Raw genomic sequence first — 18,308 nt, forward strand, 5'->3', positions numbered from 1 at the left:
CCTGCTGGCGGAACTGATCTTTCTTGATTGTAATGATATGATCAGCATTACGGGGAAGCTCAACAGTACAGGGCGAAGTGCAGGAAACTTTACCATCTGCAAAAACAGTTGCCCCCATGGGGTTTGTCGAAACCGGTATGGATTGAGTCTGAATGGCTGGAGTACACCCTGCCGTAGCAATAAGCCCACAAAAAATTGCAATAAATCTTTTTTTCATTAAACCCTCCCTTTCTCTGCTACATGTACATCATATCTAAAAATAAAAAAAGGCGCGGAAATCCGCGCCTTTATAATTTAGCTATTCAGCTTTTTTAATTTTGTTCCCGTCACCGAGCAGGACTACTTGTGGTTTATGAAGAGCTAGTTCATCTTCATCCAGCCACGCATAAGAACAAATAATGATCTTCTGCCCAACCTCACCCTTGTGTGCGGCTGCACCGTTTAAGCAAAACTCACCAGGACCGCCCTCTATGGCGTATGTAGTGAGTCTTTCCCCGTTATTGACATTTAATACGTCAACCCGCTCAAAGGGAAGGATACCGGCTTTTTCGAGCATATCCACATCAATTGAAATCGACCCTTCATAATCGACATTTGCGTCGGTAATAGTCGCTCTGTGGATCTTTGATTTTAAAAGGCAACGACTGCCCATAGCTTCCTCCTTCAGGACTTATATTTTCCTGACCGGATAAGCCGTTAGCACGCAAAAAAGAGATTATCAATATAATAAATAATACTTTAATTTTTGGTCAAACAGTCAGAGAAGATAATAAACAGCTAAGATGATGTAATAATATCATCCGCCACCAACAGCGGGAAAAACACCAACTCTATCACCGTCATTAAGTTTAGTGTCAAACTTACAGGAAACACCGTTTACAAAAACAATTTTGACCTCTTCGATCGGAATCTCAACTTTCCGGAGAACATCTGAAACAGTATCTCCCTCGGCAATGGGATATGCATCAGAATTTTCTGGACATTTAACCGCAAAGGTGGCGTAGCAAAGCAGGGTAATTTTCATACGTCCCCATTTGTATAAATTAAGAAGACAGGTTTCCTCGTAGAGTCACGGCTTTAAAATAAAAATGTAAAAAAAAACTCCCCGTAGATCAACTCTATAATATTCAGCGAAAAAAAAGGTCCGGCAGAGAGACTCTGCCGGACCCAAATAAGCATATTATACTTAACTTATGCGGAGAATGCTTTCTCGAAGTTAGGTACAACCTGTTTTTTACGGGACATTACGCCTTCGAGGTATACTTTGGTACCTTCGGGAGCAACGCCGAATGCTTTTTCAACAACGGAAGGATCATCGGAAACGATAAGCATTTCGGAACCTTCTTTCATGATGTCGGTAAGCAGCAGGAAACAGCTGTGACGGCCGTCAGCTTTAACTTTTTCAAGTTCAGCGTAGAGGTCATCTTTGATGTCGTTGAATACGGACAGATCAACAACTTCGAGCTGGCCGATGCCAACTTTTTTGCCGGACATATCGAAATCTTTGTAGTCACGGAAGATCAGTTCGTTCATGGAAGCACCAGCAACAGCAGACTTCACGTTGAACATTTCCATTCCGAGAGCCATAACGTCTTCAACACCAGCGATTTTAGCCAGTTCTGCAACAGCTTCTTTATCAGCTTCGGTGCAGGTTACGGACTTGAACATAACGGTGTCGGAAAGGATAGCACAGAGAAGTACGCCAGCAATGTTTTTGGGGATTTCTACATTGTAGAATTTGTACATTGCATTGATAACGGTACCGGTACAACCTACGGGCCATACCCACATTTCGAGGGGGTTGGGGGTAGTAACATCACCGAGTTTGTGGTGATCAACTACTGCAACAACTTCACCTTTATCAAGGTTGTCCATGGACTGAGCGAGGTCAGAGTGGTCAACGAGGATAACTTTCTGATCAGTAGCGTCAGTTACTACTTCGGGAGCTGCGCAACCGAATTTTTCCAGAACAAATGCGGTTTCAGGAGCGATTTCGCCCTGAGCAACAGCTTTGGTTTCTTCTTTAGCTTTGGACCAAAGGTCAGCAATTGCGATTGCGGATGCAATGGTATCGGTATCGGGGTTTTTGTGTCCTACTGCGATAATAGCCATAATAATTTCCTCCTAAGAAATATGGTAGCTTAATAGAGCTTGTGTCTTCTATCACAATCTTTTTTTAATGCCAACCCTACAGAATCCCGGCAATGAGAATAAAACCCACTATAACCACTCCGAAGACAAAAGTGGCGTAGGCCTTACGCAATCTAAGGGCCAGAAGCCCTCCGAGACTGGCAGCTATCCATAAAAAAGACCATTTCATATCCACTCCGGCGACCAGCGGCCCCCATTTGTGAAAAAATATACAAAGCATATAATGAAGGATGATGGTGCTTGTCCAGAAAAAAAGCCAAGAAGTGACAAAAGTTCTTAAGATTGACCGAAAAACCAGTTTTTGCGGTAGTTGATCACCTACTTTTCCCTTACGTGCCCAGCCGATCAACTTATTGTGGCCGCGGTTATGCCATTGCCTGAGAGAATAATCCAACCATCCGCCGATGCGGGCAAGGGGCAGACAGGCCAACAAGATAACCATAACCTGACGTGCTTCGGTAAAAGCAAATGAAGTGGTCAGGGCCAGTGCGGCAAATGTTGAAGCCAGGATATGGGGGGGGATATAGGTTCCTGCCGGGATATTATCCAGCCAGAAAAGCTCAAAAAATACTGCAATCTTGAGACTTGTGGTTACATCTCCGGTAACAGCGCCCCACAAGGCACCGACAACTAGGGGACGCTCAAGAAGGCCGGGATTTATAGTAAAACGGAAGAGCGAAAAAATCGCAAAAAAAAACCGACTAGCGCAACCCAGACAGGAAACGACAATGCCAATCCTTGAAACAGACTCATGAAAACCTCACCTGAACAGGATCATTGGGAACGCAGCGAAAGTCGAGTTCAATACCCTGTCCTTTGAAATACTGGAGACAGGACTCATCATCAGAACTCAAAGCCACACTGGGGGAAATCTGTTTTTTACCTGGTCCGTAATGAATATTGCCGATATTAACTGTGTTGAATCTAAATCCGGCATCAAGTGCCCTGCGTACATCGCCGCATGAAGAAAAGAGAATAATGGTGCTGCCGTTCCCTTCTGCCAAGCCTATAACTTTATTATTCAAATCCTCTACAGAGCAGAATGTGTAGTTGACCGAGTGCGGAATAGCGAGTGACATAATCTGCTGCTGCAAATCATCTCCGGCGACGGCATCATTGGCCACCACTATATTCTTGGCGTGGGTGTACGGGAGCCATGTTTCGATTATCTGCCCGTGAACAAGTCGGTTATCAATTCTCACCCACATCATATCCTATCCTTTAGAAGTTCGTTTTCGCAGCATTTCGCCAGCAATTACAATACCTTTGGCAGCGGCCTTACTGACTTCTTCAGCCATTTTCTGTAAAGACTCGTTACGCATCTGAAATGCCTTCAAGAGCATAGGCAGGCTGACCCCGGTAACAACCTCGATATGATCTCCCTGCAACAGGGACAGACTGAGATTTGTAGGAGTCCCGCCAAACATATCGGTAAGAATCAAAACACCGCTCCCGCTATTAACTTCGGCAATACTTTTTTTTAAAGTATCCACAGCGGCGTCAATACCTTTCTCGACATCAACAGAAAGGGATCTGACCCCTTCCTGCGGTCCTACAATTAATTCTCCCGCTTCTATAAGCGCCTGCCCAAAATTACCATGGGTAACGAGAACTATTCCGTTCTTGCTTGATTCTATGTCCATCAAAATTCCCGATATATTCAGCTACAAAACTATTTTAAATGGATATGCTTGTGTTCAAGGGAGACAGAGTAACCATTATCCTTGAGAGTTGCAAATATCCTCTCAGCAGTTGCAACGGACCGGTGTCTCCCCCCGGTACAGCCTACGGCAATGGTCAGCCGGTAGCGCCCTTCCGACTCGTAAAGGGGAAGCACATATTGCAGGAAATCGAGATATTTCTCAATAAAAATTGAGCCCGGTTCTGAACCAAGTACGTAATCCGAGATAGCCCTATCCTGCCCGGACAGAGGACGAAGCTCTTCCTCAAAATAAGGATTGGGTAAAAAGCGAAGATCCATGACCATATCCGCGGCAGTAGGAACATCGTGCTTAAAGCCGAAAGACATGACGTGAACACGTAATCCGCGCGGCCTTTCACTCAATTCAGCCCACTTTTCCTGAATCCTGCGGCGCAGGTCGTGTATGGAATAGGTAGTGGTATCAATGACCAGATCAGCCTGGTTCCGAACAGCTTCAAGGATAGCTTTTTCCTGCTCCAACGCCTGCTCAAGCCCGAAATCTCTGGATTCAAGCGGATGAAGACGACGAGTAGTGGCATACCTGCGCACCAATTCCGGTAAACGGGCTTCAAGAAAAAGAATGCTGGGACAGTATCCCATTTTGGTTAATTCTTCACGGGTACTTTCCCAGTCGCTGCTGAACTCCAGCTGACGGAGGTCCATGCCCAATACAATCCCCCGGTAGGCATTATCACGGGTATTAAAAAGCTCAACCAGACGTGAAAGCATTCCCGCCGGGAGTCCGTCCACACAGAAGAAACGCAAATCCTCAAAAACTTTTAAAACCGTAGATTTACCAGCACCGGACAACCCGGTAACAACAATCACTGGAAACGGATCATCAGCAGATACCACTTTGTCCTCCTTAAATTGCAGCCTACAAAAAAAATTAGCAATGACCTGAGTTCATTGCTAATGTGTATATTTTAAATTTTCAAATTGGTTCGGGCTTATGCTATGCCGAGGAGTCGGAGCAATTCCTCCTTATCCCCGGTTTCTATAAAAGCCTGCCGGAAGGCCTCATCTTTGAGCTGCCTTGAAATCTGCGCCAGTACCTTTAAATGGGTACCGGCCCCCTGCTCGGGGGCCAGCACCATAAAGAATATCTTACACGGCTGCATGTCCAGAGATTCAAAGTCAACCCCTGCGCTTGAGCGGCCGACGACAACAACAATCTCTTCAATGCTGTCCAATTTTCCGTGGGGGATGGCTATGCCATCCCCTATTCCTGTTGTTCCAAGTTTTTCACGATCATTGAGGACCTTGAGCGAGTTCTCCACATCAATATCGAGACCTGCGTCCTTGAGTGTAGAAACCATCTCTTCCAGAACTCCACCCTTATCAGTGGCCTGCAGTTCATAGACAACAAGATCCTTCGCCAGATTATCAGATATATTCATCAGTTAGTATCCCGGGTCAATTAAGCCGAAATCGCCGTTATTGCGACGGTAAATTACATTTATAGCTTCGTTATCCGCATTACGGAAAACGAGGAATTCATGGTCAAGGGTCTGCAGCTGTTCTGCTGCTTCATCAATAGTCATAGGCTTCGGAACAAAGGAGTCAGACTCCACAATTACAGGTTCCCTATACTCAGCCTCACCATAACTGAGGATGTCCATACGGGCGGGAGCACTATCCTTACGCCTGTGACTCCTCGTCTTTTCATTCGCACGACGAAGCTGAGATTCAAGCTTGTCCAGAACCATATCCACGGTAGAATACATGTCTTCGGACACTTCGTAAGCAGATACATGCAAATGGTCGGAAGTCAAAACAACTTCCGCAACATGCCTGAACTTATCCACTGACAGCTTAACCTGCATGTCAGTATTGTCAGGGTTGCTTACATACTTTACCAACTTGGAGAAACGGCTGTTTGCATATTCCTTAAGATGTTCGGATGCGTCGAAATTCTTAAAAGTAAATGCTACGTTCATAGAGAGCCTCCTTAGTAAAGGGTGAATATGCTTTAATTTCTCCGACTGCTAGAATACTTTTTTCCTCTTGGACGAGGAGAGTATTCCCATTGCAGTCCTATACTTGGCCACGGTCCTTCTTGCGATATTGACTTCCAGCTTCTCTTTGAGAATCTCAGCGATCTTCTCGTCACTGAGTGGTTTCTTTCCGTCTTCTTCACTGATCAATTTCTTGATCGTCGCCTTGACGGACTCGGAACCGACCTGAGATCCGTCATCCAGACCGAGAGCACTATTGAAAAAGAACTTTAGTTCATAAATTCCATGCGGAGTCGAAACATACTTATTTGTTGTGATCCGGCTCACAGTGGATTCATGCATTTCGATGTCTTCAGCCACCTCTTTAAGGATAAGCGGTTTAAGCTTGGTAACACCTTGAGCGAAAAACTCGCGCTGAAATCTCACTATGGATTCTAAAACCTTATACAAAGTACGCTGCCGCTGATACAGGCTCTTCATCAGCCATTGTGCGGAGCGCATCTTGTCTTGAAAATATTCCTTGTCGTCTCCCTTGGTTGATGCCAGCGTCTCCACATAAAATGCATTCATCTGCAGTTTGGGAAGACCATCTTCATTAAGCACGATGACAAAATCACCGTCATATTCATAAACATAAGCATCCGGGCTGACATAGAAAGAGTCTCCGCTTGAAAAACTTGCTCCGGGCAGAGGATCAAGCGTCTGCATCAGGTCAAGATAACTCTTCAAATCCTCCATGCTGAGCTTGAATTTACGTGCCAGCGGCTTATAGCGCTTCTTTTCAAGATCATCCAGATGATCCCGGACCAGTGAGACCAGAATAGGATCATCGTCAAGTTTCAAGGCCTCGAGCTGAATAAGCAGACATTCCTGCGGAGTCCGCGCAGCCACACCGACCGGATCGAAACGCTGGATGCGGTGAAGAACCTTTTCTACGTCTTCGATTTCAGCGTAACATGTTTCGCAGACATCTTCCAAGTCAATCCGTAAAAAACCACCAGAGCTTAAATTGCCTATAAGACACTCGCCGACAACTCGTTCTTCAGCAGTAAAATCAGAAAGACTCATCTGCCAATGAAGGTGTCCTTCAAGAGAAGCAGCCTTGGTCAGACGGGCTTCAAAGGAAGTACCCTCTTCATAAGACTCCGACTCACGAGAAGCGGACTGTTTGGAGGTGCTGGAAAATTCTCCGAGATAATTCTCCCACTCGGCCTCCTTGGAAATCTGAGCCTCTTCCGCCGTAGCGGTTCCTGCTTCAGCGTCAGCGGCATCGGTTCTTTCCGCCGCTTCAGCTTCTTCAAGGATAGGATTCTCCATCAGTTCCTGATGAACGGTATCCATCAGCTCTAGACGGGAAAGCTGCAACAACTTGATCGCCTGCTGCAACTGGGGAGTCATCACCAGCTGTTGCGTAAGCTTTAATTGTTGTCTTAGTTCCAATCCCATATATTCAGGCCACCTTGTAATATATTCTCAAATTCATTTCATTTCAGTCAGTTGCACACTGAAGCAATAAAAAAAATAATCTTTTATCCCCCAGCCTTGATTTAACTATGCCACATCCATTTGCAACATGCAACAAAGACCTCTGAATTATCTGATATTTATGGATTTTTTACACAAAATTTTTGCGCATGAAAAAAGTGTACCAATGTTCGGGCAGACTGTAAATCAACAAAGACTAAATTAATCAAACTTTGATAAAAAAAGCCGGAATTCATAAAAGAATCCCGGCTGATAAATCACATATTTCAGTAGCGCAGCTAAAGACTGAAACTGTCTCCAAGATATAATCTGCGCGCCTTGGTGTTTTTGACAATATTTTCCGGCGAGCCGTTAAGAATCACACGGCCTTCGTAGACAAGATAAGCCCGGTCACAGATTGATAAAGTTTCACGCACGTTATGATCCGAGATAAGAATTCCCAGCCCCATATCCTTCAGCGTGGAGATAATATCCTGAATATCAATGACTGCGATAGGATCGATCCCGGCAAAAGGCTCATCAAGCAGAATAAATTTAGGGTTGTTGATCATGGCCCGCGCAATTTCCAGACGACGCCGTTCACCACCGGAAAGATACATGGCCTTCTGGTCTGCCAAACGCAGAATCCCAAGCTGATCCAAGAGTTCATCCGCCCTCTTGGGCACTTCTTTACCTGACAGCCCGGTATGCTCGATGATGATCTCAAGGTTCTTGCGAACAGAAAGTTTTCTGAAAATTGAACTTTCCTGCGGCAGATAACTGAGCCCGAGACGAGCCCGCTCATGCAGAGGCAGACGGGTTATCTGCTGTTTATTGAAATAAACTTCCCCGGAAGTTGGCTTCACCACCCCCACAAGCATATAAAAAGTAGTGGTTTTACCTGCTCCATTAGGCCCGAGCAGCCCCACGACCTCGCCCTCGCGCACGGTCAAACCTATTCCGCGGACAACCTCTTTGGGCCCGTAATTCTTGACCAGTTTTTTGGCGATAATCGAAGACATATATTTCCCTTTTGATGCGCGTCGCGCTTTTGATTGTATCGCCTACGGAGACACATTTTTCGGGGTATAGAAAATAGCCTCAATGGGCTTATTGCCGCCGACCACCTCTGCCCGGTTATCCTTCAGGTAAAATTTAATCTCATCACCCTGAATATTATTAGGCCCGTCCTGCAACTCGGCATTACCATTCATATAAATGATAGAATCGCCAACTACGTAGGTAAGCTTATCGCACTTGCCATTACGTTTCTTCATTACAACCTTGACGTTACCCCCGGCCACAATCTTCTTGATCTTATCCTGGGTATCGGAGAGGGAATCACCGTCAGGACGAAGGTATGCTGTAAGGGTATCGGATGTGAGAGTCACATCAAGCCGGACAACCTTCACATTGCCGGCGAAAGTAATACGGTTGCGATTTTCGCTGAAAGTCATTTTAGTGGAGGTAATCTTGATGGGAACTTCATCCGGGCCGCCCGGAACACGTTTTTTGAGCGGCTTTTCCTTTTTGACAACCGGAGCGTCGGCTTTAAGGTAAGTACCGTAAACATAGCCCACACGTTTGAGCTTATCATCTTTTCCGGATTTGAAAACGGGATACCATTTGCCCTCTTCCTGCCCTACAGTCACAGCTTCACCCAAATCCAGTTTATCAACAATAAGTGATTTGGCATTCGGCTCGGAGCGGACATTGAGCACCGCAGTGGAATACAGGACCTTGGTCTTTACCGGAGCAACCAAAATTTCATCCATGGCTTCTTCCATGGCGGCCAGATCATTGTCCCGCTTCAGTTTCTGCTGATCCTTTCTTTCTTTTTCAGCCTTAATTTCGGCCTTGCGGGCATCAATCCCCGCCATCTGGGCCTTTTCCAGATTTTTAGGATAAGGCGCAAGAAACGGTCCCCATGCGTAACCCCAAACCGGTGTATCGTCCTTTACAATAGTATCGATACGGTAAAGCTCGTACATACCGCCCTTCTCCGCACCTACCTGAGCACGAAAACCGGGATTAAGAATACCTACGGCCTTGGAAGTGGCTACAGGTTTTTCAATCACATTAATCCGGCGGACGGCATACCTTATCCGGGCGTTGTCATTAACTATATCAATGGCGGATTGCTTTACATAACCGAGGGCATCAGCCTCACTGACAACTTTTGCATCTCCCTTGAAAACAGCATACCAGCCATCCCGGAGAAACCCGACCTTGATCTTATCCCCGGACTTAAGCATACCTGCGGTGGAAGATTTTACAGTACGTTCCAGATAAAATTTAAGATCTTTACCAACGTACCGCACATCCCCCCAATCAACGAAGGGGCCGTTTTCGGGGGCCGGTACAACTATTTTTCCGGAAACATAACCGACAGGACTCATATTTTTAGCATCTGAAACAGGATAAACCGGATACCAGCTTCCCTGAACCTTGCCGACCATAAACTTTTCAGCCGGCGAAAGCACCCAGACCACCGGAGACTTCAAGTCAGGATTTGCACGGACATTGGCTATAGTCCGGGAAATTTTAACATCGGATTTATCATAGGCGAGAGCAGTGGTGCTGCCTGAAACAAAGGCCAGAAAAAACAGCACGCACAGAAAAACCGGAGAAAGAAAAACAAGTACGGACCTGCCGCGCAAAAATGAAATATTTTCAAATAATTTTATCAAATGAATGCTCGCTTCTATTGAGGCATTACCACCATGTCCGGTGAAATCAGGGCTTCCATTCCGTCTTCAATCATTATTTCACGAGTGATTAGATCTACCTTGACCCGATTGGAGGTAATATAAACAGACGGACTCTGTACCTTCACATTCCCTTCCAGAAAAAGCAGATTATCCTTGGGCTTAAAATCAAGACGATCAGCCACGAGGCCCATATCGCCATAATTTCCTTCCACATGATCCCAGAGCTTAAGTCCATGACCTTTCTGGCTTACCTCACCGTGCAAGGCACTGACAAAAACTTCTTTACGGTCCCGTCCAAGATAGTATGTAACCCGGGGTTTATCAGCAATAACCAGACCTTTTTCCTGATCATAATCCGCGCTCCCCGCCCGGAGAACCCATTCGATATCTCCGCCTGTTCCCTGAATAAGCTCAATTTCCTCAGCAGAAATATCGGACTGATTCTGGTTAGCCACCAGCGGACTCTCCACCACGCCACGGGCCATATGCGGAAAAGTTCCGTATTTTTTGCCCAGCAGGGTTCCGCTGCAAAGCCCTAAAAAAAGGGCCAGTATCAAATTTAAAATTAAGCCTAGACGGCCCATCTAGTCTGCCCACTCTTTCCAGATTTCGCTTAACTTGCCCTGTGCGTCAAGGATAAACGAAACAGCTTCACGTACAGCGCCATGCCCGCCTTCACGGCTGGAAATCCACTTTGATATACCACAAATTTCAGGCTGAGCATTCTTCACCGCCATGGGCAATCCAACACGAAGCATTACCGGAGCGTCGATCCAGTCATCACCTATGTAGGCGACCTCGGCATCTTTTAGTCCCTTGTCCTTGAGCAGCTTTTCGTAAAAGGGCAATTTCTCACGCTGACCGGGATAGTAGTCGGTAATGCCCAGTTCGGAAACACGTTTTTCCACCGCGCCATGGTTAAGTCCGGTAATTACAGCCAGTTCAATTCCGGCCTTCTGAGCGAACTTAATTCCCAGACCGTCCTGTACGTTGAACCGCTTCATGACATTACCTTCATGGTCATAATAAAGACCACCGTCGGTAAGCACTCCGTCAACATCGAGAATGAGTAATTTAATATTTTCCGCACGCTGCCTAGCAGACATAATCCACGCTCCATGCCGCCATAAGATCTTTGATCAGGTCTTCGGCGCGATCAAGAGGCCAGCTGTTGGGCCCGTCACAAAGAGCACAGTCCGGATCTGGATGGGTTTCCATGAAGACACCGGATGCCCCCGCAGCCACAGCCGCCCGGGATAATACGGGCACAAACTCACGCTGACCGCCGGACTTACCGTCCAGTCCTCCCGGCAGCTGCACGGAATGAGTGGCATCAAAAACAACCGGGCAGCCGAGATCTTTCATTATCGCCATAGACCGCATATCTACTACAAGATTATTATAGCCGAAAGACGCCCCGCGTTCGGTAAGCCAGATACGTTCGTTTCCGGCCTCACGCAATTTACCAACAACATGACGCATGTCATGCGGAGCAAGAAACTGACCTTTTTTTACATTGATAACCCGGCCGGTATTGGCGGCGGCGACCAAAAGATCGGTCTGGCGGCACAAAAATGCGGGAATCTGAATGACGTCGGCCACTTCACCGACAGCCGCGGCCTGATCAGGAGTATGAATGTCGGTAACAACGGGAAGTCCTGTTTCATCCTTCACCCGCTGCAACCATTTAAGCCCTTCCTCCATGCCCGGCCCCCTGAATGAGGTAATAGAGGTCCGATTAGCTTTGTCGAAAGAGCTTTTAAAAATAATCGTCAAATCAAGACGGGAAGCAATGTCAGCCAAGACTTCAGCGGACTTAAGGGCGACATCTATGGTTTCCAGCGCACAAGGTCCCGCCAGTACAAACGGTCCCTGCAAACTTTTTTTATATAATTCATCGGGGGTCAAAATAAACTACCCTCCAGATATGAGGTTGCCCGGAAATACTGCGTACCAGTACTTCCGGGCAATCAAGAGTTAATTTTTATTTTTTATTATCGCGGGAAGCCTTAATGAAATCCCTGAACAGCGGATGAGCATGCATGGGATTAGATTTGAATTCCGGATGGAACTGACAACCGAGGAACCAGGGGTGATCGGCAATTTCCACAATTTCAACCAGAGATTCATCAGGAGAAAGGCCACTCAATACGAGACCTGCTTCCACGAGCTGGTCCGCAAATTTTTCTTTGTTGAATTCGTAACGATGGCGGTGGCGTTCCTGAATTTCGGCCTGACCGTAAGCGTCCATTGCTTTAGTCCCTTCGATGACCTTACAGGGATAAGCACCAAGACGCATGGTGCCGCCTTTGTTGCTTTCTTCACAACGGTTCTCAGTTTTCTTGGTGCGGTAATCATACCATTCTTTCATCAGGTAGATGACATTATCATTGCCGCCGGGATTGAACTCTTCGGAATTGGCTCCCTTGATGCCCAAGACATTGCGGGCATATTCGATCACCGCGCACTGCATGCCAAGGCAGATACCGAAGAAAGGAACCTTGTTTTCACGGGCATACTGAATAACAGTAATCTTACCTTCAACACCGCGGTTACCGAAACCGCCGGGAACGAGAACGCCATCAATACCGGCCATTTTCTCGTTAACATTTTCAGGAGTGATTTCTTCGGAATTCACGTAGCGCAGTTTAACTTCAACCTCGTTGGCAACACCACCGTGGATAAGCGCTTCATGCAGGGACTTATATGCTTCCTTGAGATCAACATATTTACCGACAATGGCAATTGTTGTTGAGCCTTTAGGGTGCTTAAGTTTGTAGTTCAGGTCCTTCCATGGTTCAAGATTGCAATTCTTGGCCGGAAGTTTGAGCAGGATGGCGATCTTCTGATCCAGACCTTCCTGATAAAAACTTAACGGAACTTCGTAGATGGATTTAACGTCAACAGCGGTAAAAACAGCGTCACGGTCAACATCGCAAAAAAGAGCGATCTTACGTTTGATGTCTTCATCGAGATCAACTTCACTACGGCAGAGAATAATGTCGGGATGGATACCGATGCTGCGCAATTCCTTGACAGAATGCTGAGTAGGCTTGGTTTTAACTTCACCGGCAGCGGCAAGATACGGAACGAGAGTCAGGTGGATGTAAAGAACATTCTCGCTTCCCAGTTCAGCACGTAACTGCCTGATAGCTTCGAGAAAAGGCAGACCTTCAATATCGCCGACAGTTCCGCCAATCTCAATGAGGGCAACATCCTCACCGTTGGGAACACTTTTCACGGCTTCTTTGATCTCATCAGTAATGTGAGGAATAACCTGCACAGTACCGCCAAGATAATCGCCACGACGTTCCTTAGTGATTACATTGTGGTAAACACGGCCGGAAGTCATGTTATTCTTCTGGCTCAGGGCAACATCAAGATAACGCTCGTAGTGGCCAAGGTCGAGGTCAGTTTCCGCTCCATCGTCAGTCACGTAGACTTCCCCGTGCTGGAAGGGGTTCATAGTGCCGGGGTCAACATTGATATAAGGATCAAGCTTCTGAATGGTTGCGGTCATCCCTCTAGCCTTCAGAAGTGCGCCGATGGATGCTGCTGCAAGCCCTTTACCAAGTGAGGACAATACGCCCCCGGTGATGAATATAAATTTGGTTTTCATAACGCTCCCGTCCCGTGGCGGACAATTTATTTTAAAATATCGCTGTTACATAAAACAAAATGGACAGCGAATAAAGTCGGTAATCAGGAAAAAAACAAAAAAGGTCCCACCCCGCTAACAAACTATATTCAGGCGTATCCCACTTCGAAAAAATGTGTTAGCGGTACGTCCTGAGGAATATAGACTGTTGACGGGAAGCTGACCCGCAATTATGTTCCTCTCTTCTAAACAGGCATTAAATAGTCTTGGAATATTTCTATTGTCAACATCTGGAGGACAAAAATATATGGCCCTCGTTAAAGTTTTGGTCATTACCGGCTACGGAACCAACTGTGAACACGAGTCTGCTCATGCCGCTAAGAAAGCGGGCGCAGACCAAGTAGACATCACTTATTTTTCCGATCTTGCCGCTGGCAAAAAAACTCTGGAAGGATATAACTTCCTTATTTTTCCCGGCGGATTTCTGGACGGCGATGACCTCGGAGCGGCTCAGGCTGCTGCACTCCGCTGGAAACACGCTCAAACCGCAGACGGAACCCCGCTTGTGGATCAGATTAAGAAATTTTTCGAGGACGGCGGAATTATCCTCGGAATCTGCAACGGATTCCAGCTGCTGGTAAAACTCGGCCTGCTACCTGCTGTAGGCGGCGATTACTTTACCCGTCAGGTTTCACTGAGCTACAACGATTCCGCAAAATACGAAGACCGCTGGGTACACCTTAAGGCTAACCCCGACTCTCCTTGTGTTTTTACCAAGGAAATAGACACCTTAAACGTACCTGTCCGTCACGGCGAAGGAAAAATCATCCCCGCCAGCGATGAGATGCTGAATAAAATTGTTGAAAACAACCTGCACGCGGTACAGTACATCGACCCCGAATCCGGCGAAGTAACCATGGACTACCCCGCCAACCCCAACGGATCTCCTCTTGGAATCGCCGGTTTGACCGATCCCACAGGACGAATCCTCGGACTTATGCCGCATCCTGAAGCATTCAACCATCCCACCAACCATCCCAAATGGACTCGTGGAGACATCCCCACCCTCGGGCTGGCACTGCTTGAAGGCGGCGTTAATTACATTAAGTCTTTGTAAATTAAGAGTTGTAAGATGCCGCTATCAGGCCATGTTACCACCGAATAAAAATTACCAATCAGGAGGAGGGACCCAAATCCCTTCTCCTTTTTTATTATGAATAGCAATAAAATTATTACCAGAGGGAATCCGCCGGCAGAACCACCGCAGGGCCAGACATGGCGCTCAATGATGGATGTCGCAATCAGGTCCGGATTCAAAGCCCGTCAAAACGATGAAGTCCCGATCGGGGCCGCGCTGTTTACTGCTGATGGTGAACTGCTCGCCACTGGAAAGAATTCCCCGGTGGCAGACAATGACCCCACAGCTCATGCCGAAGTCAGATGCCTCCGCAACGCCTGCAAGGCGCTGGATAATTACAGATTACCACGCGGGACCATTTTAGTCGTAACTCTTGAACCATGCATCATGTGTTTAGGGGCAATCATACATTCCAGAGTTGAGGGCGTTATTTTCGGAGCACCGGACCCTAAAGCCGGGGCCGTCGTCTCCAACCTTGAAGGCAGCGAACTCCCTTTCGCCAACCACAAATTCTGGACCATTGGCGGGGTTTGCGAAGACGAATGTAAAGCCATGCTGCAAAGTTTTTTCCAGCAACGCAGGAAATAGATGCCATAAACTTAAAAGCGATCACATTAAAATGAAACAATATTTTTTTCTGACCGGACTCCCCAAAACAGGCTCAACATGGATTATGAATATGCTGAATAGCGTTGAAGGAATCAGTTGTATGGGAGAGGGTCTCTTTTTTGCCTCCGGTTTAAAAAATACACCTTCACTCTATGATTCACTTTATTCATCTATCTACAACTGGGGGGATTATGTTTCTGAAAGAAAAAACAACTGGCTTGAAACTCTGGTAGACATACAAACGATTGAAATGCGTAATTATGTTTCTGAAGACAACAAAGAACGAGTAATCACAACTCTAACGGAGCATGCGGTACGTGAAATTGTAAACAAATGTTTTTCACTGCGTAAAAAAGAAAGTTCAACCATAGGAGATAAGACGACTTCGCTTTCGGTAGATGTCTTTTCTCGTATACAAAGAACATTTCCAGAATCTAAAATAATTTTCCTACACCGAAATTTGTATGATTTTATGGCTTCCTACACGATGCATTTCTATCGCTCAACCAAAAATTCCAGAGCAGATGCGGCTACAACTATCTTTACAATAAATGACTTTTTGAAGATTGACTCATACCAGCAGGACAGAGATGGCGATATTATAACATCCGAAACTATAAAAAAGCTTGTTCATGATTGGAAATACATGGACATGGAATTTGAAAGATATAAATCAGACAAAACAACAGTTTTAACCGTTAGATACGAAGACATTAAATCTGATCCAGCAAAATATTTCACAAAAATTGCGCAATTCGTACATACTGATTTTAACAATGAACAAGCTAAACGTATCGTAGACAAATGGGCTTTTGATTCAAAAATGATGTCGACCGGACCACTAAAAAAACACGTGAATTCCCGCACCATAGGGTACGGCAAAAAACTTTTCAGCACGAATTTACAAAACATTGTGCAAGAAGAGCTATGCTGATTAAATAATCTTCCATTTGAACTTGCGAAATAGCCTAAGAATCGCTATACAAAATCCTCCATTAAGGCGGGAAGCTTAATTTCTGCCACGGTATGATGGAGAGGTAGCGAAGTCCGGCCGTAACGCGCTCGACTCGAAATCGAGTTATGGGAAACCATACGTGGGTTCGAATCCCACCCTCTCCGCCAAGTCATTAATATTATTGGACATTCTTCCTTTTTAGCCCATTTTGGGCTGTGGGTACACAATGCGGGTACACACAAGGAGGAATGTCCTTTGTCATTTTCAGCACCATCCTACCTCACCAAACACCGGAACGGCCTGTATTTCAGAATCAGAATTCCGAGTGACCTTCAACCTATTGTCGGTTTCTTTGAAATCAAGAAATCTCTCAATACCAGATACTTGAAAGAAGCACGGCCTAAAGCTATAAAACTGGCCTCTACCTCTCATGCTATATTTGATGAATTTCGAAGAAGGAGGGAAGACGTCATGTCAGGTAGACTTTCCCGTGACACAATAAAAAAACTTGCCCACCAATGGCTTGATGAAGCCCTTGAAGAAGAACGAGGCTACAGACTCTCCCGCAAATGGGATCTTGAAGAACTGGATAAACGAAACGAACAGATGTCTATGCTTGAAACAGATGCTCTGGAAGATCTGGAGTGCTGTAATTTCAAGCGCGTTGAAAAACGAGCTGATAGCCTATTAAAAACTGAACAAGTTGAATTCAGCAAGGACTCCAGAGAATACAAAGAATTCTGCGCCGCCCTTCTTGAAGTCGAAGCACGCTTCCTCGGCGCCATTCGTAAAACAGGGTTCATGCAAATCCTCAAAGAGGATAATACACCAGCTCAGACTCCTCAGGTCGAGCAGCAAGCCCCTTCGCTGACGATCGAGGAAGCTATTGAAAAATACATTCAATTCAAGACAGAAGGTCCTAACCCGTGGGGAGCTTCAAGCCGTAAAGACATACCGCCTCAACTGCGTCAATTCGCGGATATGATTCACCTTAAACACGGTAAAATTCATATCAACCAACTCACACGTGATCACATGCAAAGCTATTGGAAGAACCTCCAAAAGCTCCCCGGAACAAGGACGAAGCGCTATAAAGGGAAATCCTTAGCTCAGTTGCTGAAAATGAAAGTCCCTGAGCAGGATCTTTATAAACCTAAAACTCTGCAAACGCGATTTAACGCTGTCAGAACGTTTCTCAACTGGGCAGAACTCGAAGGTATGGTAGAGAAAGTCAGCCGCCTCAACAAAGTCCTTGAAGTTCCTAAAAGCAAGACAAAAACGAAATCACAACGCAGATCATTTACGGAAAAAGAACTCAAACAGCTTTTCAGTCCAGAAGCATACTCAAAACGTTACATGCGTAAGGACTGGCATTACTGGACTCCCCTGCTCGCTCTTTTCAGTGGAGCTCGAATCGAAGAAATCTGTCAGTTACGCCTTTCAGACATCAGAAAAGATTCAGGCGTTTGGTACTTCGATATTAACGATGAGGGTGAAGGTAAGAATGTAAAAACAGAGGCTGGAAAGCGAGTCGTTCCCTTGCATCCGTATCTTATTAATGAACTGGGCTTTCTTGAGTTCCTCGGTAAACTGAAAAAACGTGGTTATAAAAAACTATTTCCAGATTTATCGCCAGACGTAAAAGGAAAATACTCACACGCCGTATCCAAATGGTTCACCAGATTTCGCCGCAAGCAGAATGTAGGTGCACAGGAAGGAGTTAGTGATGTTACTTTCCATTCCTTCAGGCACACTTTCATAACCCGCGCTAAACTTCTGGATCTTCCTCGATACAAGGTCAAAGAAGTTGTAGGACATGAGCAAGGTGAATTCAGTGATGTAACTGCGAACTACGAAGGCAATTATCCTGTTGATACGCTTCTAAATGATGTTGTTGCGAAGATCGACTTTCATGAGATGCTGGATTTGAGTCATTTGTTGAAGAAATAAATTCCATCTAAATACACAAATTAGACTGTGACACCTTATGAGAAAAATATCGAACACAAAGCAAAAAGCAAA

The 18,308-nt window shown here is 45.9% G+C and carries 21 protein-coding genes, 1 tRNA gene and 1 pseudogene (1 of these 23 only partly in view); 6 read left to right on the forward strand and 17 right to left on the reverse strand.

Features of this window, described 5'->3' with window-relative positions; genetic code table 11:
- From ACKU35_RS15880 to ACKU35_RS15960, 17 genes are all read right to left on the reverse strand, one after another.
- Positions 1-217, reverse strand: the 5' end (the start) of a protein-coding gene (locus ACKU35_RS15880; protein WP_319760709.1) for a PEGA domain-containing protein. 794 nt of this gene lie to the left of the window's left edge; the window shows 217 of its 1,011 coding nt (coding positions 1-217); the start codon lies at positions 215-217; its stop codon lies beyond the left edge, outside the window.
- An 81-nt stretch (positions 218-298) separates the two neighbouring features.
- Complete coding sequence (panD, locus tag ACKU35_RS15885) at positions 299-652, reverse strand: aspartate 1-decarboxylase (RefSeq protein WP_319760711.1); 354 nt, start codon at positions 650-652, stop codon at positions 299-301.
- Positions 653-796: 144 nt separating this feature from the next.
- Positions 797-1,024 carry a MoaD/ThiS family protein gene (locus ACKU35_RS15890; RefSeq protein WP_319760713.1) on the reverse strand — a complete coding sequence of 76 codons (228 nt, stop codon included), beginning with the start codon at positions 1,022-1,024 and terminating at the stop codon, positions 797-799.
- Between the two features lie 167 nt (positions 1,025-1,191).
- Positions 1,192-2,112 carry a manganese-dependent inorganic pyrophosphatase gene (locus tag ACKU35_RS15895; protein WP_319760715.1) on the reverse strand — a complete coding sequence of 307 codons (921 nt, stop codon included), beginning with the start codon at positions 2,110-2,112 and terminating at the stop codon, positions 1,192-1,194.
- A 76-nt stretch (positions 2,113-2,188) separates the two neighbouring features.
- Positions 2,189-2,887: a PTS sugar transporter subunit IIC gene (locus ACKU35_RS15900; protein ID WP_319765422.1), complete on the reverse strand. Its 699-nt coding sequence runs from the start codon at positions 2,885-2,887 to the stop codon at positions 2,189-2,191.
- A gap of 13 nt (positions 2,888-2,900) precedes the next feature.
- Complete coding sequence (locus ACKU35_RS15905) at positions 2,901-3,362, reverse strand: PTS sugar transporter subunit IIB (RefSeq protein ID WP_319760717.1); 462 nt, start codon at positions 3,360-3,362, stop codon at positions 2,901-2,903.
- A 3-nt stretch (positions 3,363-3,365) separates the two neighbouring features.
- Positions 3,366-3,794 (reverse strand): PTS sugar transporter subunit IIA, encoded by a 429-nt coding sequence (locus ACKU35_RS15910; protein WP_319760719.1) that lies wholly within the window; start codon positions 3,792-3,794, stop codon positions 3,366-3,368.
- 29 nt (positions 3,795-3,823) lie between these two features.
- Positions 3,824-4,708, reverse strand: a complete 885-nt coding sequence (gene rapZ / locus ACKU35_RS15915) for an RNase adapter RapZ (protein ID WP_319760721.1) — start codon at positions 4,706-4,708, stop codon at positions 3,824-3,826.
- Between the two features lie 95 nt (positions 4,709-4,803).
- Positions 4,804-5,253, reverse strand: coding sequence for a fructose PTS transporter subunit IIA (locus ACKU35_RS15920; RefSeq protein WP_319760723.1), 450 nt, complete (start codon positions 5,251-5,253; stop codon positions 4,804-4,806).
- Positions 5,254-5,256: 3 nt separating this feature from the next.
- Positions 5,257-5,793: a ribosome hibernation-promoting factor, HPF/YfiA family gene (hpf, locus tag ACKU35_RS15925; protein ID WP_319760726.1), complete on the reverse strand. Its 537-nt coding sequence runs from the start codon at positions 5,791-5,793 to the stop codon at positions 5,257-5,259.
- Between the two features lie 48 nt (positions 5,794-5,841).
- On the reverse strand, positions 5,842-7,257 hold the full coding sequence (rpoN, locus tag ACKU35_RS15930; RefSeq protein ID WP_319760728.1) for an RNA polymerase factor sigma-54: 1,416 nt from the start codon (positions 7,255-7,257) through the stop codon (positions 5,842-5,844).
- 317 nt (positions 7,258-7,574) lie between these two features.
- Entirely contained in the window at positions 7,575-8,297 is a 723-nt protein-coding gene (gene lptB / locus ACKU35_RS15935) for an LPS export ABC transporter ATP-binding protein (RefSeq protein WP_319760730.1), read from the reverse strand.
- Positions 8,298-8,339: 42 nt separating this feature from the next.
- A complete protein-coding gene (locus ACKU35_RS15940; protein WP_319760732.1) occupies positions 8,340-9,965 on the reverse strand; it encodes an LptA/OstA family protein in 1,626 nt (541 codons plus the stop codon).
- Positions 9,966-9,979: 14 nt separating this feature from the next.
- Positions 9,980-10,570, reverse strand: coding sequence for an LPS export ABC transporter periplasmic protein LptC (lptC, locus tag ACKU35_RS15945; RefSeq protein WP_319760734.1), 591 nt, complete (start codon positions 10,568-10,570; stop codon positions 9,980-9,982).
- Positions 10,571-11,092 (reverse strand): HAD-IIIA family hydrolase, encoded by a 522-nt coding sequence (locus ACKU35_RS15950; RefSeq protein WP_319760736.1) that lies wholly within the window; start codon positions 11,090-11,092, stop codon positions 10,571-10,573. It lies immediately after the preceding gene.
- Complete coding sequence (kdsA, locus tag ACKU35_RS15955) at positions 11,082-11,894, reverse strand: 3-deoxy-8-phosphooctulonate synthase (RefSeq protein ID WP_319760738.1); 813 nt, start codon at positions 11,892-11,894, stop codon at positions 11,082-11,084. The genes ACKU35_RS15950 and kdsA overlap by 11 nt, the downstream gene beginning before the upstream one ends.
- Positions 11,895-11,970: 76 nt before the next feature.
- Positions 11,971-13,605: a CTP synthase gene (locus ACKU35_RS15960; RefSeq protein WP_319760740.1), complete on the reverse strand. Its 1,635-nt coding sequence runs from the start codon at positions 13,603-13,605 to the stop codon at positions 11,971-11,973.
- A 286-nt stretch (positions 13,606-13,891) separates the two neighbouring features.
- Between ACKU35_RS15960 and ACKU35_RS15965 the strand changes: the two genes are divergently transcribed.
- From ACKU35_RS15965 to ACKU35_RS15990, 6 genes and pseudogenes are all read left to right on the forward strand, one after another.
- The gene (locus ACKU35_RS15965) at positions 13,892-14,701 is read left to right on the forward strand and encodes a phosphoribosylformylglycinamidine synthase subunit PurQ (protein WP_319760742.1); all 810 of its coding nucleotides are present in this window, start codon (positions 13,892-13,894) and stop codon (positions 14,699-14,701) included.
- A 96-nt stretch (positions 14,702-14,797) separates the two neighbouring features.
- A complete protein-coding gene (locus ACKU35_RS15970) occupies positions 14,798-15,310 on the forward strand; it encodes a nucleoside deaminase (protein ID WP_319760744.1) in 513 nt (170 codons plus the stop codon).
- A 31-nt stretch (positions 15,311-15,341) separates the two neighbouring features.
- Entirely contained in the window at positions 15,342-16,265 is a 924-nt protein-coding gene (locus ACKU35_RS15975) for a sulfotransferase (RefSeq protein ID WP_319760745.1), read from the forward strand.
- A 97-nt stretch (positions 16,266-16,362) separates the two neighbouring features.
- A tRNA-Ser gene (locus ACKU35_RS15980) sits at positions 16,363-16,453 on the forward strand.
- Between the two features lie 88 nt (positions 16,454-16,541).
- Positions 16,542-16,730: pseudogene (locus ACKU35_RS15985) on the forward strand (DUF6538 domain-containing protein); the annotation flags it as partial.
- 27 nt (positions 16,731-16,757) lie between these two features.
- Positions 16,758-18,236, forward strand: a complete 1,479-nt coding sequence (locus tag ACKU35_RS15990) for a site-specific integrase (RefSeq protein WP_319760747.1) — start codon at positions 16,758-16,760, stop codon at positions 18,234-18,236.
- Positions 18,237-18,308 lie beyond the last annotated feature (72 nt).

This window comes from Maridesulfovibrio sp. (assembly GCF_963676065.1).
Taxonomy (GTDB): Bacteria; Desulfobacterota; Desulfovibrionia; order Desulfovibrionales; family Desulfovibrionaceae; genus Maridesulfovibrio.

Bases quoted from the DNA above. Each gene is read 5' to 3' on its own strand.
- ACKU35_RS15965 (WP_319760742.1), top strand. From the start codon at position 13,892: ATGGCCCTCGTTAAAGTTTTGGTCATTACCGGCTACGGAACCAACTGT.
- ACKU35_RS15920 (WP_319760723.1), bottom strand. From the start codon at position 5,253: ATGAATATATCTGATAATCTGGCGAAGGATCTTGTTGTCTATGAACTG.
- ACKU35_RS15910 (WP_319760719.1), bottom strand. From the start codon at position 3,794: ATGGACATAGAATCAAGCAAGAACGGAATAGTTCTCGTTACCCATGGT.
- ACKU35_RS15950 (WP_319760736.1), bottom strand. From the start codon at position 11,092: ATGTCTGCTAGGCAGCGTGCGGAAAATATTAAATTACTCATTCTCGAT.
- ACKU35_RS15990 (WP_319760747.1), top strand. From the start codon at position 16,758: ATGTCAGGTAGACTTTCCCGTGACACAATAAAAAAACTTGCCCACCAA.
- ACKU35_RS15960 (WP_319760740.1), bottom strand. From the start codon at position 13,605: ATGAAAACCAAATTTATATTCATCACCGGGGGCGTATTGTCCTCACTT.
- ACKU35_RS15890 (WP_319760713.1), bottom strand. From the start codon at position 1,024: ATGAAAATTACCCTGCTTTGCTACGCCACCTTTGCGGTTAAATGTCCA.
- lptC (WP_319760734.1), bottom strand. From the start codon at position 10,570: ATGGGCCGTCTAGGCTTAATTTTAAATTTGATACTGGCCCTTTTTTTA.
- hpf (WP_319760726.1), bottom strand. From the start codon at position 5,793: ATGAACGTAGCATTTACTTTTAAGAATTTCGACGCATCCGAACATCTT.
- lptB (WP_319760730.1), bottom strand. From the start codon at position 8,297: ATGTCTTCGATTATCGCCAAAAAACTGGTCAAGAATTACGGGCCCAAA.
- rpoN (WP_319760728.1), bottom strand. From the start codon at position 7,257: ATGGGATTGGAACTAAGACAACAATTAAAGCTTACGCAACAGCTGGTG.
- ACKU35_RS15905 (WP_319760717.1), bottom strand. From the start codon at position 3,362: ATGATGTGGGTGAGAATTGATAACCGACTTGTTCACGGGCAGATAATC.
- ACKU35_RS15895 (WP_319760715.1), bottom strand. From the start codon at position 2,112: ATGGCTATTATCGCAGTAGGACACAAAAACCCCGATACCGATACCATT.
- panD (WP_319760711.1), bottom strand. From the start codon at position 652: ATGGGCAGTCGTTGCCTTTTAAAATCAAAGATCCACAGAGCGACTATT.
- ACKU35_RS15970 (WP_319760744.1), top strand. From the start codon at position 14,798: ATGAATAGCAATAAAATTATTACCAGAGGGAATCCGCCGGCAGAACCA.
- ACKU35_RS15975 (WP_319760745.1), top strand. From the start codon at position 15,342: ATGAAACAATATTTTTTTCTGACCGGACTCCCCAAAACAGGCTCAACA.